The organism is Halomonas elongata DSM 2581, from assembly GCF_000196875.2.
In the GTDB taxonomy this organism is placed as follows: domain Bacteria; phylum Pseudomonadota; class Gammaproteobacteria; order Pseudomonadales; family Halomonadaceae; genus Halomonas; species Halomonas elongata.
Map to the genome: position 1 here is coordinate 599,441 of NC_014532.2, position 15,046 is coordinate 614,486.

The 15,046-nt window shown below is 65.7% G+C and carries 13 protein-coding genes and 1 riboswitch; of the genes, 9 read left to right on the forward strand and 4 right to left on the reverse strand.

The genetic code is table 11. The features are described 5' to 3' along the window. Positions 1–88 precede the first annotated feature (88 nt). Positions 89–197: riboswitch (TPP riboswitch) on the forward strand. Both HELO_RS02760 and ilvD read left to right on the forward strand, forming a co-directional pair. After that, on the forward strand, positions 187–1,593 hold the full coding sequence (locus tag HELO_RS02760; protein WP_013331276.1) for an SLC5/6 family protein: 1,407 nt from the start codon (positions 187–189) through the stop codon (positions 1,591–1,593). (Overlaps the previous riboswitch by 11 nt.) 102 nt (positions 1,594–1,695) lie before the next feature. Continuing rightward, positions 1,696–3,384, forward strand: a complete 1,689-nt coding sequence (gene ilvD / locus HELO_RS02765; RefSeq protein WP_013331277.1) for a dihydroxy-acid dehydratase — start codon at positions 1,696–1,698, stop codon at positions 3,382–3,384. 6 nt (positions 3,385–3,390) lie between these two features. Here the strand turns inward: ilvD and HELO_RS02770 are convergent, their stop codons facing one another. After that, positions 3,391–4,074, reverse strand: a complete 684-nt coding sequence (locus tag HELO_RS02770; RefSeq protein ID WP_013331278.1) for a hypothetical protein — start codon at positions 4,072–4,074, stop codon at positions 3,391–3,393. Between the two features lie 77 nt (positions 4,075–4,151). Further along, positions 4,152–4,433 carry an XRE family transcriptional regulator gene (locus HELO_RS19390; protein WP_013331279.1) on the reverse strand — a complete coding sequence of 94 codons (282 nt, stop codon included), beginning with the start codon at positions 4,431–4,433 and terminating at the stop codon, positions 4,152–4,154. 296 nt (positions 4,434–4,729) lie between these two features. On the opposite strand from HELO_RS19390, the gene HELO_RS02780 reads away from it, so the two are divergent. From HELO_RS02780 to HELO_RS02800, 5 genes are all read left to right on the forward strand, one after another. After that, entirely contained in the window at positions 4,730–6,154 is a 1,425-nt protein-coding gene (locus HELO_RS02780) for an APC family permease (protein WP_013331280.1), read from the forward strand. Positions 6,155–6,194: 40 nt separating this feature from the next. Then, a complete protein-coding gene (gene lhgO / locus HELO_RS02785) occupies positions 6,195–7,391 on the forward strand; it encodes an L-2-hydroxyglutarate oxidase (RefSeq protein WP_013331281.1) in 1,197 nt (398 codons plus the stop codon). A 151-nt stretch (positions 7,392–7,542) separates the two neighbouring features. Continuing rightward, positions 7,543–8,505 (forward strand): TAXI family TRAP transporter solute-binding subunit, encoded by a 963-nt coding sequence (locus HELO_RS02790; protein WP_013331282.1) that lies wholly within the window; start codon positions 7,543–7,545, stop codon positions 8,503–8,505. Continuing rightward, complete coding sequence (locus tag HELO_RS02795; protein WP_013331283.1) at positions 8,502–9,095, forward strand: DUF1850 domain-containing protein; 594 nt, start codon at positions 8,502–8,504, stop codon at positions 9,093–9,095. Before HELO_RS02790 ends, HELO_RS02795 begins: the two co-directional genes overlap by 4 nt. Positions 9,096–9,153: 58 nt before the next feature. Further along, entirely contained in the window at positions 9,154–11,160 is a 2,007-nt protein-coding gene (locus HELO_RS02800; protein ID WP_013331284.1) for a TRAP transporter permease, read from the forward strand. A 138-nt stretch (positions 11,161–11,298) separates the two neighbouring features. On the opposite strand, the gene HELO_RS02805 is transcribed toward HELO_RS02800, so the two are convergent. Continuing rightward, complete coding sequence (locus HELO_RS02805; protein ID WP_013331285.1) at positions 11,299–11,961, reverse strand: YbaY family lipoprotein; 663 nt, start codon at positions 11,959–11,961, stop codon at positions 11,299–11,301. A gap of 283 nt (positions 11,962–12,244) precedes the next feature. Here HELO_RS02805 and purE point away from each other — a divergent pair, with 283 nt between their 5' ends. Both purE and HELO_RS02815 read left to right on the forward strand, forming a co-directional pair. Next, positions 12,245–12,754: a 5-(carboxyamino)imidazole ribonucleotide mutase gene (gene purE / locus HELO_RS02810; RefSeq protein WP_013331286.1), complete on the forward strand. Its 510-nt coding sequence runs from the start codon at positions 12,245–12,247 to the stop codon at positions 12,752–12,754. Positions 12,755–12,776: 22 nt separating this feature from the next. Then, positions 12,777–13,889 carry a 5-(carboxyamino)imidazole ribonucleotide synthase gene (locus tag HELO_RS02815; RefSeq protein ID WP_013331287.1) on the forward strand — a complete coding sequence of 371 codons (1,113 nt, stop codon included), beginning with the start codon at positions 12,777–12,779 and terminating at the stop codon, positions 13,887–13,889. Positions 13,890–13,989: 100 nt separating this feature from the next. On the opposite strand, the gene HELO_RS02820 is transcribed toward HELO_RS02815, so the two are convergent. Beyond that, entirely contained in the window at positions 13,990–14,982 is a 993-nt protein-coding gene (locus HELO_RS02820; RefSeq protein WP_013331288.1) for a YeiH family protein, read from the reverse strand. Between the last annotated feature and the right edge of the window lie 64 nt (positions 14,983–15,046).

The following is a 15,046-nucleotide window of genomic DNA, read 5'->3' on the forward strand; positions in this document are numbered from 1 at the left end:
CCACTGCTGAGTGTGGCATGCTGTCGGGCGGTCCTTCCGGGCCGTCATGCACAGGGTGATTTTCGCGGCCTGTGCCCCACAATTCATTCACTGTCGCCAGGGGAGTCTCGTACCGACGGGGCTGAGAAAGCGCGTGACGCTGACCCTGGAACCTGATCCGGTTCACACCGGCGGAGGAAGTGCGACATGCCTTACTTGACGTCAGCCGTGCTCGGCGCGGCGCTGCTGTGTTTTGCCTACCTGGGCCTGCGGGCCCGCCGGGCCGATGGCCCCCTCGACGACTATGTGACCGCTCGCAACTCCCAGAGCGCCCGCTCGCTGGGCGTTTCCTTCCTGGCATCGGGCATGGGGGCCTGGATTCTCTTCGCGCCACCGGAGATCGGTGCCATGGTCGGGCCGTTGGCGCTGGTCGGCTATGCCCTCGGCTCCGCCTTGCCCTTCATCGTGCTGAGCCTGTACGGGCCGGTGATCCGTCGTTACCTGCCCGAGGGGCGCAGCATCGGCGAGTTCGCCGAGGCCTGCTATGGGCAGGGCGTGCGGCGCTGGGTCACGCTCGTTTCGATCCTCTACATGGCGTGTTTCCTGGCCGCCGAACTGACGGCCATTGGCGCGATTGCCTCCTTGCTTTCCGAGGTGCCGGCGGGGCTGGTGGTGATGGGCGTGGCGGTCGTCACCCTGGTGTACACGGCAGTGGGCGGACTGCGTGCCAGCCTGGCCACGGATCGCTGGCAGGGCTGGCTGCTGCTGGCGCTTCTGGTGCTGGTGGCCGGCGTGGTGGTCTGGGTCCTGCCGCCCTTGCCGGAAAACGCGTCAATGCCGACCACGCCTTCGGTGAATGCCCTCTCGGTGGCCTTGACCCTGATTATCGCGGTCACGGCGGCGGAGCTGTTCCACCAGGGGTACTGGCAGCGTGTCTGGGCCGCCGAGACGAATGGCGCACTGGGGCGCGGCGCCCTGCTGGGCGGGGTTGGCGTGCTGCTGGTGGTCATGGTGATCGGTGGCCTCGGCATTCTGGCCGCCATGCATGGATTGCCGTTGGGCGAGCCGCCGATTCCCTTCTTCGCGCTGCTGGCCGAGGCGCCGGGTTGGCTGGCCGTGCCGGCACTGGTGCTGGCCGTCACCCTGGTGGCGTCGAGCGTGGATACCCTGCAGAACGCCATCGCCTCCCTGGTGGTGGCGGGCTCCGGGCGTCGCGGGCTATCCATCGGCTCCGCGCGGCTGGCCACCGTGGTCCTGATGGTCCCGGTGGTGGTGGTCGCCCTGCAGGAACTCTCCGTGTTGCGGCTGTTTCTGATCGCCGATCTGCTGTGTGCGGCCACCGTGGTGCCGGTCTTGCTGGGCGTCTGGCGGCGGATGGGCTCCCTGGCGGCAATGGCCGGCGGTGTGGCAGGCCTGGTGGGTGCGGTCGTGCCGGGCTGGGTGGCCCAGGGCAGCCTGATGGCGGGCGTTCAGGCGGCCAGCTTCCCGGGTGGCATTCCCACCTTGTCGCCGTTTCTCTGCGCCCTGATCGCCTCGACGCTGGTCAGTCTGTTGATTGCCTGGTGTCGGCCCGCCCGGCGTTCCCGGTCGGTCGCCTCCGAGGGTGTCTCCTGAGTCGCGAGTGCCAATGGGCAGGCCTTCCCGGGTTGCCAGCGCGGGTGTGGCCAGCCACCCTCTAAGGTCTGACTAGCGAGCCGAGACCCGAGGAGAACCCGCATGAGCGATACGCCAAGTGATTCACGTCGTCGCTATTCCGCCCCGGTGGTGGATGGCGTCGGCAAGTCGGCCAGCCGCGCCATGCTGCGCGCGGTGGGCTTTTCCGATGACGACTTCAGCAAGCCGCAGGTGGGTATCGCCTCGACCTGGAGCCAGGTCACGCCCTGCAACAGCCATCTCGGCGAGCTGGCCGATCGGGCCAGTGCCGGCGCCGATGCGGCCGGTGGCAAGGGTGTGATCTTCAACACCATCACCATTTCCGATGGCATCGCCAACGGCACCGAGGGCATGAAGTACTCGCTGGTGTCGCGGGAGGTGATCGCCGATTCCATCGAGACGGTGGCCGGTTGCGAGGGCTTCGACGGCCTGGTAGCGCTGGGCGGCTGCGACAAGAACATGCCGGGGTGCCTGATGGGACTGGCCAGGTTGAACCGCCCCAGCGTCTTTGTCTATGGCGGTACCATCATGCCCGGTGCCGATCATACCGACCTGGTTTCGGTGTTCGAGGCCATGGGCGCCCACAGTCGTGGTGATCTCGATCTCATCGACGTGAAGCGCATCGAGGAAACGGCGATTCCCGGCCCCGGTGCCTGCGGCGGCATGTATACCGCCAACACCATGGCCTCGGCCATCGAGGCGCTGGGCATGAGCCTGCCGGGCAGCTCCGCACAGAATGCCGTGTCGGACGAGAAGCGAGCCGACAGTCATGCGGCAGGGGAGGCGGTGCTGAACCTGCTCGAGCATGACATCAAGCCCTCGGACATCATGACCCGGGAGGCCTTCGAGAATGCCATCACCGTGGTGATCGCGCTGGGCGGCTCGACCAATGCCGTGCTGCACCTGATCGCCATGGCCGACACCATCGGCGTGTCGCTGAGCCTCGAGGATTTCACCGCCATCGGCCGCCGCGTACCGGTGCTTGCCGACCTGCGCCCCAGCGGGCACTACATGATGAGCGAGCTGGTCGCCATCGGCGGCATCCTGCCATTGATGAAGACCCTGCTCGACGCCGGCCTGCTGCATGGCGATTGCCTGACGGTGACGGGGCGGACCCTGGCGGAAAACCTGGCCGATGTTGCCCCCTATCCCGAGGGCCAGTCGATCATCGCGCCCCTCGATGCGCCGCTCAAGGACGAGAGCCACCTGCGCATCCTCTACGGCAATCTGGCGCCGGAAGGTGCGGTGGCCAAGATCACCGGCAAGGAAGGCACCCGCTTTACCGGCACGGCACGGGTGTTCGGTTCCGAAGAGCAGGCCCAGGCGAGCATCAACGACGGCGGCGTGGTGGCCGGCGATGTGGTGGTCATTCGTTACGAGGGGCCGCGCGGCGGGCCCGGCATGCGCGAGATGCTGACGCCGACCTCGGCGATCATGGGGCGGGGGCTCGGCGATCAGGTGGCCTTGATCACCGACGGGCGCTTCTCCGGCGGCAGCCACGGTTTCGTGGTCGGCCACGTCACGCCCGAGGCCTTCGACGGTGGCCCGCTGGCGCTGGTGGAGGATGGCGACAGCATCACCATCGATGCCGAGGCCAACACCATCGACGTGGCTCTGGATGACGACGAACTGGCGCGTCGCCGCGCCGCCTGGCAGCGCCCCGAGCCTCGCTACACCCGGGGCGCCCTGGCCAAGTACGCGCGGGTCGTCAGCTCGGCCTCGATGGGCGCGGTGACCGATCGGCTGGAGTGACCGGGGTCACTCCGAAATGGCCGAGCGCATCATGTCCTCGAAGGACTTGGCGTTTTCGGGCAATTCGAAGATATCCGGCGCCGGAGAGGCGTCGGTCATCTCGGCCAGCCGGAAGCGGTCGCCGAAGCGCAGCATGCCCAGGCCGCGTTCTTCCAGCGTCGTGGCGATGGGATCGGACTCGCCGGTCATGCTGCGCTGATAGTCGTGGAAGGCCGACATCAGCTCGAGCACTTGCGGGTCGTCGCTGAGCACGAGCTCGTCATCGTGCGCGCTGCCGTTCTTGTCGGTCCATTGAAGCCGGTAGACATCGCCTTCGAGGCCGGCGATGGATTCGCTGTCGCCCGTGGCCTCGAGGGCATCCACCCGGCTGGCCTGCTGGCCGGCGATGGTCTCGACCTCGCCACCGCCCATGTTCTCGGCCATGCCCTTGAGCTTGGCCATGTCCATGACCATGGTCTGCCCCTGCACCTGGGTGACCAGGTAGCCCTTGCCGTCGCGCAGCAGCATGAAACCGGCCTGTGACTGGCCGGGGAAGTCCATTCGCAGGTTTTCACCCGCCCAGCGCACGTTCATGGTGACGCCGCCCTGATCCGATTGTGCTTCCAGGGTGGCCTGACCATCGGCCAGCGCGGGGGCCGAAGCGGTCATGACGAGTCCGGTGGCCAGCAGGCCGGTGGCGAGGTGTCGCATGGGATTTCTCCATGTCACTGAGGGTTGCCATATGCCCCGGGCGGCGTTCGTCGGCACCCGGGGCAGCGTCCGGTCGCTCAGGAAGCGGTGAACTCGGGATCGATGGTTCGCCGCAGGGTCCGCAGCTCATCGAGAGTGAGTTGTTCCAGGCGCCCGGCGAGCAGGTCGCTGATCTTCTGCATCGGCAGGCCGGCGCGGCGGGCAATGTCGCGGCTGCCGAGATCAGAGATGGCGATCAGCCGGGTGATGATGCGCATGAGGCGCGTGCGTTGTTCCAGATCCCTGACATCGAGGTCAGGGCACCTTCGTGGAGGAGGATCGCTGGGATCCGTATCACAGGTATGGCTTGCCGTGCTCATGATGCTCCAGTGGGATGGACGACCGCTACAGGATGCTATCTTTTTCCCACTTTCGCCAGTGTCTCGCAAGCCCGATCCGGCAGGTCGCCGAGGGGAGGCCGACGGGGAGGGCGAGAGAGGGGAAATCGACGGAACAGACTACGACAAAAGAGGGAGAAGACGTGCAGGCTCGCGTTGTCATTCAATAGGTGTCGATGTTATTTGTTTTTTTCGACGATTTATAAATCGAACGCCACGATCCCGTGACGACCATCCATCGATAACAACCGATCGACAACCGAGTGGATAACCGACCTATGCATGATGATACGACACGACTGACACGGGTACTGGCGCGCAAGGATGTGCTGGCCCTGGCGTTCGGCGCGATGATTGGCTGGGGCTGGATCGTCATGACCGGCAACTGGATCCAGTCGGCCGGTAGCCTGGGGGCCATCGTCGCCTTTCTGCTGGGCGGTAGCGTGATCGTCCTGGTGGGACTGACCTATGCCGAACTGGCTTCGGCCATGCCGCAGGTGGGCGGCGAGCATGTCTACAGTTATCGGGCCCTGGGCCACTTCGCCTCTTTCCTGTGTACCTGGGCGATCACGCTTGGCTATGTCAGCGTCGTCTCCTTCGAGGCCGTGGCCTTGCCGACCGTGGTGGAGCATCTCTTCCCGGGGTATGCGGTGGGGCGGATGTGGACCATCGCCGGCTGGGACGTCAACGCCACCTGGGTGGCGGTCGGTGTGGCCGGCTCGGTGGCGATGACATGGATCAACTATCTCGGCGTGCGTACGGCGGCCCTGGTACAGAAGGTCGTGACCCTGCTGATCCTGGTGGTCGGCATCATGTTCATCACCGGCGCCCTGTTCGAGGGCAACACCGCGACCCTGGAGCCGCTGTTCAATGTGCAGGAGGGCGTGATCGGCGGCATCATGGCGGTGATCATCATGGTGCCGTTCATGTTCGTCGGCTTCGACGTGATCCCGCAGGCCGCCGAGGAGATCGACCTGCCGTTCCGGGAGATCGGCCGGGTGCTGATGATCTCGGTGATCCTGGCGGTCTTCTGGTATGCCCTCATCATCCTCGGCACAGCCCTGATGCTCGACCCCTCCGCGCTGGCCGAGAGCTCGCTGGCGGTGCCCGATGCCATGCAGGCGGTCTTCCAGGCGCCCTGGGCCGGCAATCTGATGATCCTGGCGGGGATCGCCGGCATCATCACCAGCTGGAACGCCTTCTACATCGGCGGCTCGCGTGCCATCTACGCCCTGGCGCACGCCGGCATGCTGCCGGCTTTCCTCGCCAGGCTGCATCCCAAGCATCGCACGCCGACCAACGCCATCCTGGTCATGGGGCTGTTGTCGGCCATCGCGCCCTTCTTCGGTCGGCCGGCGCTGGTCTGGCTGGTGGTGGCCGGCGGCCTGGGCATCGTCATCGCCTATCTGTTCGTCGCCCTGTCCTTCGTCGTGCTGCGCCGCCGTGAGCCCGAATTGCATCGCCCGTTCCGCGTGCGCCACGGCAAGACCGTCGGGGCACTCTCGGTGCTGCTCTCCATCGCGCTGATCGGGCTCTATCTGCCCGGCAGCCCATCGTCACTGTCGATGGCGGAGTGGGGCATCTTTGCCGTCTGGATGCTGCTGGGCCTGGCCTTCTATGCGTGGTCGCGACGTCGTTATGGTGTGGCCTACAGCGACACCATGATGCGTCGTGAACTGGAGGGAGAGTCATCGTCGGGCTGATGCCGGCGTGGCCGCCGTTCATTCAACGATGAGGCAGGCGATGCACGATTTCATCATCATCGGCGGGGGCATCCTCGGCATGTCGACCGCCATGCAGCTCAAGCAGGCCTACCCGGATCGGCGCATGCTGCTCGTGGAGAAGGAGCAGGCGCCGGCGTGCCACCAGTCCGGGCACAACAGTGGCGTGATCCATGCCGGTGTCTATTACACGCCGGGCAGTCTCAAGGCACGCTTCTGTCTGGCGGGCAATCGCGCCACGCGCGAGTTCTGCGAGGCCCACGGCGTCGCGTACGAGATCTGCGGCAAGCTGCTGGTGGCCACCAGCGAGCTGGAAAAGCAGCGCATGGAAGCGCTCTGGGAGCGCACCGCCGCCAATGGGCTGGAACGCGAGTGGCTGAGCGGCGAGGCGCTGCGCGAGCGCGAGCCCAATATCACCGGCATCGGCGGCATCTTCGTGCCGTCCAGCGGCATCGTCGACTATGCCGCGGTGACGCGTGCCATGGCCGCCGAGTTCGAGCGTCTGGGCGGCGAGATTCGCTATGGCGCCGAAGTCTCCGGCCTGGAAGAGCGTCGCCGGGAGGTGGTGGTGACGACCTCGCAGGGCGAGTGTACCGGGCGCTATCTGGTGACCTGCTCCGGGCTGATGGCCGACCGCGTGATCCGCATGCTGGGACAGAAGCCGGGGTTCACCATCTGTCCCTTTCGCGGCGAATACTATGTGCTGCCCGAACGCCACAACGACATCGTCAACCATCTGATCTATCCGATTCCCGACCCTTCCATGCCGTTTCTCGGCGTGCACCTGACCCGCATGATCGACGGCTCGGTCACCGTGGGGCCCAACGCCGTCCTGGCCTTCAAGCGCGAGGGGTATCGCCGCCGGGATGTCTCGCTGCGCGACCTCGCCGGCATGGCCGCCAATCCCGGTCTCCTCAAGGTGCTGGGCAGCAACCTGCGGCCGGGCCTCGCCGAGATGAAGAACTCCCTGCACAAGCGGGGTTACCTGGAGCTCGTGCGCAAGTACTGTCCGAGCCTGAGCCTGGACGACCTCGAGCCTTATCCGGCCGGCGTGAGGGCCCAGGCGGTGTCCCGGGACGGCAAGCTGGTCGACGACTTCCTGTTCGTCAACACGCCGCGCACGCTCAATGTGGGCAATGCGCCGTCGCCGGCGGCCACTTCGGCGTTGCCCATCGGCGCCCATATCGTCGAGAAACTCAAGAAGCAGGTGGCGGACTGAACGGCATACGACCTTGGAGACTTGCCTGCCAGCCCCGCAAGCGTGGAAATGATGGCTGGCCCCTCCTGCGGGGGGCTGCTAGGGTCTTTCGAGGCGGCCGAAGCCGTCGTCACTAACGATAATGACAGTTGAATGGCAACGGAGGTTATTCATGCGCGCTCTCAAGTATGCTCTGGCGGCTTCGCTTTTGGTGGCTGCGCCCGCCGCAGTGGCCCAGCAGCAGCTTTCCATCGCCACCGGCGGTACCGGCGGTACCTATTATCCTTACGGCGGTGGCCTGGCCGAGCTGATCAAGGAACACATCGACGGCTATGACGCCGTGGCCGAGGTGACCGGCGCCTCGGTGGAGAACATGGGGCTGGTCTGGCGCGGTGACTCCGACATGGCGCTGGCCCTGGCCGATACGGTCTACCAGGCCTATAACGGCACCGGCGACTTCGAGGGCCGCCAGCTCGAGAACATCCGGGCCCTGGCCTCCGTCTATCCCAACGCCGTGCAGATCGTGACCATGGCGGATTCCGGCATCGAGTCCCTGCAGGATCTCGAGGGCAAGATCGTCTCGGTGGGTGCGCCGGGAAGCGGCACCGAACTCAATGCCCGGGCCGTGCTGGAAACCAATGGCATCAGCTACGACGATTTCGAGGCACGCCGTCTCAACTTCAACGAGACCGCCGATGCCCTGCGCGACGGCGACATCGATGCCGGCTTCTGGAGCGTGGGTCCGCCCACCAGCTCGATCATGAACCTGGCCACCACCCGCGACATTCGCCTGATCGGCCTGAGCGACGAGGAAGTCGCCAATGCCCGCGAGGAAGTGCCGGTATTCGCGCCCTATGAGCTGCGTGCCGGGCTCTACGAGGGCATGGAGGAGCCGGTACAGACCATCGGCATTCCCAACATCCTGGCCACCAACGCCGAGATGGACGAGGAACTGGCCTATCAGATCACCAAGACACTGTTCGAGCACACCGATCAGTTGATCGCCATCCATCCGGCGGCCAATGACACCACCATGAAGTTCAGCGTCGACTCCACGCCCATTGCCTTCCATCCGGGCGCGCTGCGCTACTACGAGGAACAAGGGGCCGAGATCGAGGATCGTCAGCGTCCGTGAGGGGGCGACGAATCCAACTGATAGCGGGGCGGGCTCGAGGGTCCGCCCTGCTGCTGTGGCTGGCATGGGCGCTGGTGTCGCTGCCGGCGCAGGCCGCTTGCCCGGAGTATGAACTGAGGGTGAGCGACGCCGAGGGGCAGCCGCTGGTGAGCCTGCCGATGCCGGAAGGCGCCGGCTGGTGCCTGGCCTGGAATCATTCGGTGGAGGGCTTCGCCGTGCATGATTGCTACCGCAATGTCGGTGGGCATATGGTGCTGGAGCGCAGTCATCTGCCGGATTTCGCCGCCGGGCTCGACCACATTCCCGGACGTGGGCGCCAGGTCTCCGATGGCCAGGGCGGTTACTGGATCGAGGATATCGACGAGCCGGTTCCCGGGGATCGCTATCGCCTGCGCGTCGGTGCCATGCGCGTCGATCATCGACTGGTGCGCCATGGCGAACCGAGTCTGCGGAGCCTGCTCGAGCGCTCGCGAGATCAGGGCTGCGGCATCGACGAGGACATGCTCGCCGGTGACGGTCCCGTCGTGATCAGCCTCAGCGAACTGGCCGCCAATGAAGGCGTGACCATCGGCCTTTATTCCAAACACTGACATCGTCGCCTCGGCCGAAAAATCGGGCGACGCCTCATCCCGTTGCGAGAGACTCTTCATGAGCGATTCGGGCAATTCTCCCGTCATTCCCGGCAGCCAGGCCAAGCATTCGTGGCTCGTGCTCAGACTGATCAGCCTGGTGGCCATCGGACTTTCGCTGTTCCAGCTCTACTCCGCCGGCATCGAGCCCCTGGGGCTCTTCTACCAGCGCAGCATCCACCTGGCGCTGATCATGATGCTGGCCTTCTTGATGTTCCCCGTATTCGGCCCCAGCCGGCCCAGGGGCGTGGTCGGGGGGCTGATCGACCTGGTGTTCTTCGCCGGGGCGGTGATCACCGGGGGCTACCTGGTGCTGTATCTCGACGAGATCATCAATCGCGCCGGGTTCTGGACCCAGACCGACATCGTGATCGGCTGCATCGCCACCGTCACCGTGCTCGAGGCGAGCCGCCGCGCAGTGGGGCTCGGCATGACGGTGATCGGCGTGCTCGCCATTCTCTATGCCTTCGCCGGGGCGCGTGGCGAGCTGCCCTGGCTCGGCGAGTGGCTGCCCGGCATCCTCGAGCATCGCGGCTATAGCCTGGATCGCCTGGTCGGCCAGCTCTATCTGGGGCAGGAGGGCATCTTCGGCCTGCCCATGGGGGTGGCGGCCACCTATATCTTCATCTTCGTGTTGTTCGGCGCCTTTCTCGAGATCACCGGCGCCGGCAAGTTCTTCATCGACCTGGCCTATGCGGCCACCGGTCGGCAGCGCGGCGGTCCGGCCAAGGCGGCGGTCATCGCTTCGGCCGGCATGGGCTCGATTTCGGGCAGTGCCATCGCCAATGTGGTGACTACCGGCGCCTTCACCATCCCGCTGATGAAGCGCCTGGGCTATCGGCCGCATCAGGCCGGCGGCATCGAGGCGGCGGCGTCCACCGGTGGGCAGATCATGCCGCCGCTGATGGGGGCCGGGGCCTTCCTGATCGCCGAATACACGCGCATGCCGTATCTGGAGGTGGTCAAGGTCAGCATCCTGCCGGCGGTCATGTACTTCTCCACCGTCTATCTATTCGTGCATATCATTGCCCTGAAACAGGGCATGAAGGGCATGAGCAAGGACGAGCTGCCGCAGATGCGCGACGTGCTGGGGGCCGGGTGGCACTTCCTGCTGCCGCTGGCGGTGCTGGTGTGGCTGCTGGTGCAGAACCTGTCGCCGATGCGGGTCGGCTATTACGCCATCCTGACCATGCTGGCGGTGGCGATCCTGCGCTTTGTCATCTGGATGGTCTTCGTGGCGCCCAAGCAAGGGCAGCCCGTCACGGCGAGTGCTCTGAAGCTTGCCGTGCGCAATGGGGTGCTCAAGCTGCTCGAAGGGCTCGAACTCGGTGCCCGAAATGCCGTGGCGGTTTCCATGGCCTGCGCCGTGGCCGGGATCATCGTCGGCGTGGTGGGGCTCACCGGTCTGGGCCTGAAGTTCTCGGCGATGATGATGGCCTTCTCCAACGGCCACCTGTTGCTGGCGCTGGTGATGGTGCTGCTGGCCAGCCTGGTGCTGGGCATGGGGCTGCCGGTGACTGCCAGCTACATCGTGCTGATCGTTCTGGTGGGGCCGGCGCTGACCAGCGAGTTCGGGGTTCCGCTGCTGATCGCCCACCTGGTGGTGTTCTGGTACTCCCAGGATTCCAACGTCACGCCGCCCATTGCCCTGGCCGGCTTTGCCGGGGCGGCGATCGCGGGCAGCAAGCCCATGGATACGGGCTTCCAGGCCTGGAAGTTCGCCAAGGGGCTCTACCTGATTCCGCTGTTCATGGTCTACAACCCGGAGATCATCATGGGCGGCCCCTGGCCGCTGCTGGTATGGACGGCGCTGGCCGGCTTCCTGGCCCTGGGGGCCTTCGCCGCGGCCCTGGAGGGGTATCTGTTCACCCGCATGTCGGTGCCGGTGCGTCTGGTGCTGCTGCCGGCGATTGTCGCCGCCTTCTACCCGAGCCTGGTGGCCGAGGTCATCGGAGTGGCGGTGATGGTCGTGGCGCTCGGCGGCAACTGGCTGGCCAGTCGCCGCCAGGCGCTAGCCACGGGCTAGCGGTCTGTATGAAAAGTGCCTGAATCACCTTCGCTCGTCGACTTTTCATACCAGACCTAGCGCTCCATGGCGTGGTGCGTAACGCAAGGGCCCCGTTCGAGTCGCCTCGAACGGGGCCCTTCGCTGCAGCTTGCTGGGTTATTGCGTGGCGGTTTCGCCTGCCGGTGCCGGTTCCTGCATGTCGGCGGCCTGTTCGTTGACTTCGTCCAGTGAATCGGCGGTGTCGCCCTGGGCATCGGCGTTTTCCGCTTCTTCCTGCAACATGTCCTCCTGGGCCTCTTGCAGGCTTTCGCCGTCCGGAGTGGTGTTCACCGGTTCCAGGACCAGGGTGATCGGGCCTTGCTTGGCATCGGGACCGACCTCGACGGTATGACGGGAAGTCGTGGTCCAGAGCAGCTCGCCCTTGTCGCCATGCAGGGCTGCGCGCAGGCCATGAGTGTGCTTGGGATCCACGTCGGCGGCGTCGTAGTCGAGGTGAAACTCCACCGGATCCTCGTTGCCGGGTGTCACGCTGGTCTCGGCGATGGTAGTTGCCGGGGCGTCGGCCCGGGAGATATCGCGCAGGCTGATCGTGACTTCGGCTCCGTCGGGCAGCGGTACGTCGGTGGCGGAGAACTCCAGCACGCCTTCGAGGCTGCGGGTGATGGATGCCTCGCTCTGGTCATCCTGGGCCGAGGCATTGGCCTGCTGTTCGGCCTGGGTGCTCTCGGCATTGTCCTGCTCGGCCTCCTTGGCGTCGTCGCAACCGGCCAGGATCAAGGTTCCTGTCAGGGCGGCGATCAGTAGCAGGGGACGTTTCATGGGCATGCTCCGTAACGGGAAAAGGTGATAAGAAGAAAGGTGATGAGTAACTGGGTTGCTGGCGCCGACGTTGAGACTTGATATTACCAATCAAGTTCGCAAGATGCGTGAAATCCGTTGTCGCATGGTAGCGACGATGTGCTGCGCCAGCGGCCGACGAAACGGGGAGAGGTAGGCGCGGCGCGGCTCTGCTAGAATTGCCCACTTCCACTTTTCCACGTGCCGAATGGCCTCGCCATTCGGTGGTGTCATTGTTTTGTGAATGTTTTTTCAGGAGCCCTGGATGCCAGCAAACGAGTCGCCGCGCGTCGGCGTGATCATGGGATCGAAGTCCGATTGGCCTGTCATGGAGCATGCCGTCGACATGCTCGAGCGCCTGGGCGTGGCCTGCGAGACCCGGGTGGTCTCGGCCCATCGTACCCCCGATCTGCTGTTCGATTACGCCAAGTCCGCCGCCGAGCGTGGCCTTCAGGTGATCATCGCCGGCGCCGGCGGTGCGGCCCACCTGCCGGGCATGGTGGCCTCGCAGACGGCGCTGCCGGTGCTGGGAGTGCCGGTCGAGTCCAAGTCGCTGAAGGGGCTGGATTCCCTGTTGTCGATCGTGCAGATGCCCGGCGGGGTGTCCGTGGGCACCCTGGCGATCGGCAAGGCCGGTGCCACCAATGCGGGCCTGCTGGCCGCGCAGATCGTCGGCCTGCAGGATGCCAAGGTGCGCGAGGCGGTGGAAGCCTTCCGCGCCGAACAGGCCCGCAATGTGCTGGACAATCCCGATCCGCGTCCGGATTCACAGTGATCGCAGCGAGGTAAGCCAAGCAATGAATATCGGTGTACTGGGAGCCGGCCAGCTGGGCCGGATGCTGGCCCTGGCGGGCTACCCGCTGGCCAATCGCTTCACCTTCCTCGATACCACCGGCCATCCCAGCGCCGGCATCGGCGATGTCATGGTGGATACCGACCAGAAGCATCTGGCCGACTTCCTGGCCAAGGTCGACCTGGTCACCTATGAGTTCGAGCACCTGCCGGTGCCGCTGGTCCAGGCCATCGAGGAACACAAGCCCGTTCACCCCTCCAGCGAGGCGATTCGGATCTGCCAGAACCGTGCCGAGGAGAAGGCGCTGTTCGATCGCCTGGGAATCCCCACGCCGGCCTATCGCCTGGTGGACAGCGCCGAAGCGCTGGAAGACGCGGTACGCGAGCTGGGAACGCCGGTGGTCGCCAAGTCGGTGACCGAAGGCTATGACGGCAAGGGCCAGGCGGTGATCAAGACACCGTCCGAGGCTGCCGAGGCCTGGCGGTCGATCAATCATCCCCGGCTGATCGTCGAGGCCTTCGTCGATTTCGTGCGCGAGGTGTCGATCATCGCCGTACGCGGGCGCGACGGTCAGGTGGTCTTCTACCCGATGGCCGAGAACCTCCACGTGGACGGCATCCTGCGCTACTCGCTGGCGCCCATGCCGGATCTCGATGCCGCCATTCAGGACACCGCCGATGGCTATATCCGGGCGCTGCTCGACGAGCTCGATTACGTCGGCGTGCTGACCCTGGAACTCTTCCAGACGCCCGATGGCGGGCTGCTGGCCAACGAGATGGCGCCCCGGGTGCACAACTCCGGCCACTGGACCATGGATGGCGCGGTGACCAGCCAGTTCGAGAACCATCTGCGTGCCATTCAGGGCCTGCCGCTCGGCGATACCGCCGCCCGGATGCCGTCGTGCATGGTCAATGTCATCGGCCAGGAAGGCGAAGCGGCGCGCTTGCTCGAGATTGAAGACGCCCACCTGCACCGCTACGACAAGGGCGAACGCCCCGGGCGCAAGCTGGCCCACGTCAACCTGCTGGCGCCGACCCATGCCGAGCTGATCGAGAAAGTTCGTCGTTGCGCCGAACTGTTGCCCGGCGCACCGACACCGCGCTTCAGCTTCGAGTGACATCCGGTTTCATCGGCTGATACGACAAGGCCGCGTCCATCGGGCGCGGCCTTGTCGTATCTCCTCACGCCTATTCTCTTCGCTCTTCCTTCTTATCTCTTCACCCCATCAGCAGATAGCTGGCGATCCAACCTCCGCCGATCAACAGCACGAACAGGGTCAGTGCCAGAAGGAAAGGGCGGATGCCCAGGGCGCGCAGCTTCTCCAGCCGCGTTTCGAAACCCAGGGCGGCCATGGCCATGGTCAGCGCCACCTGGCCGGCCAGCACCAGAGCGTCGTGCAGCGGAGCGGGCAGGTCGACCAGGCTGTTGAACACCACCATGGCCATGAAACCGAAGGCGAACCATGGAATCACCAGGCCGCCTGGTGCTCTGCCTTCGGCGGGCGTGTGACGGCGCAGCCACCATTGGCCGACGATCAGCAGGAAAGGCACCAGCAGCATGACCCGCACCAGCTTGACGATCACCGCATTGGCCAGGGCCTCGGGGCCCACCGCCTCGCCGGCGGCCACGACCTGGGCGACCTCGTGAATGGTGGCCCCGATATAGATGCCGTAGAGGCCCTCGTCCATGCCCAGCAGCGGATAGAGCAGCGGGTAGAGCAGCATCGCCAGTGAGCCGAACAGCACCACGGTGGCCACTGCCATGGCCGTGGCGGCGGGGCGCGAGCGAATGGTCGATTCGGTGGCCAGGACCGCGGCGGCACCACAGATGGCGCTACCGGCGCTGGTCAGCAGCGTCGTCTCGCGATCCATGCCCAGCACGCGCGTGCCGATCACGTAGCCCACCGTCAGCACGCCGGTGATCACCAGCGCATCCAGCAGCAGAACCTTGGGGCCCAGGGCGACGATCTGCTGCAGGGTCAGCGACAGGCCGAACAGCACGATACCGCCGCGCAACAGCCAGCGGGTGGCAAAGGCCAGACCGGGGCCGGCGTGTTCGAGTCGGCGCGCCAGTGGCAGGTTGCCCGCCAGGATGCCGAGCAACAGCGCCACCACCAGCGGACTGACCCCGCTCTCGGCGAGACCGGGCAGCCGTACCAGGCCGAAGCCGGCGGTAGTGAGGGCGGCGCATATCAACAGGCCTTGCCACATGCTGGATTCCTCGACGACGTTGTGTCTGCCGAGCATCCTATGCGCTAATAGCTCATCTGGTTAT

What these genes read in the sequence shown, in the direction of transcription:
- HELO_RS02760 (WP_013331276.1), top strand. Translation starts at nt 187, where the DNA reads ATGCCTTACTTGACGTCAGCCGTGCTCGGCGCGGCGCTGCTGTGTTTT.
- ilvD (WP_013331277.1), top strand. Translation starts at nt 1,696, where the DNA reads ATGAGCGATACGCCAAGTGATTCACGTCGTCGCTATTCCGCCCCGGTG.
- HELO_RS02770 (WP_013331278.1), bottom strand. Translation starts at nt 4,074, where the DNA reads ATGCGACACCTCGCCACCGGCCTGCTGGCCACCGGACTCGTCATGACC.
- HELO_RS19390 (WP_013331279.1), bottom strand. Translation starts at nt 4,433, where the DNA reads ATGAGCACGGCAAGCCATACCTGTGATACGGATCCCAGCGATCCTCCT.
- HELO_RS02780 (WP_013331280.1), top strand. Translation starts at nt 4,730, where the DNA reads ATGCATGATGATACGACACGACTGACACGGGTACTGGCGCGCAAGGAT.
- lhgO (WP_013331281.1), top strand. Translation starts at nt 6,195, where the DNA reads ATGCACGATTTCATCATCATCGGCGGGGGCATCCTCGGCATGTCGACC.
- HELO_RS02790 (WP_013331282.1), top strand. Translation starts at nt 7,543, where the DNA reads ATGCGCGCTCTCAAGTATGCTCTGGCGGCTTCGCTTTTGGTGGCTGCG.
- HELO_RS02800 (WP_013331284.1), top strand. Translation starts at nt 9,154, where the DNA reads ATGAGCGATTCGGGCAATTCTCCCGTCATTCCCGGCAGCCAGGCCAAG.
- HELO_RS02805 (WP_013331285.1), bottom strand. Translation starts at nt 11,961, where the DNA reads ATGAAACGTCCCCTGCTACTGATCGCCGCCCTGACAGGAACCTTGATC.
- purE (WP_013331286.1), top strand. Translation starts at nt 12,245, where the DNA reads ATGCCAGCAAACGAGTCGCCGCGCGTCGGCGTGATCATGGGATCGAAG.
- HELO_RS02815 (WP_013331287.1), top strand. Translation starts at nt 12,777, where the DNA reads ATGAATATCGGTGTACTGGGAGCCGGCCAGCTGGGCCGGATGCTGGCC.
- HELO_RS02820 (WP_013331288.1), bottom strand. Translation starts at nt 14,982, where the DNA reads ATGTGGCAAGGCCTGTTGATATGCGCCGCCCTCACTACCGCCGGCTTC.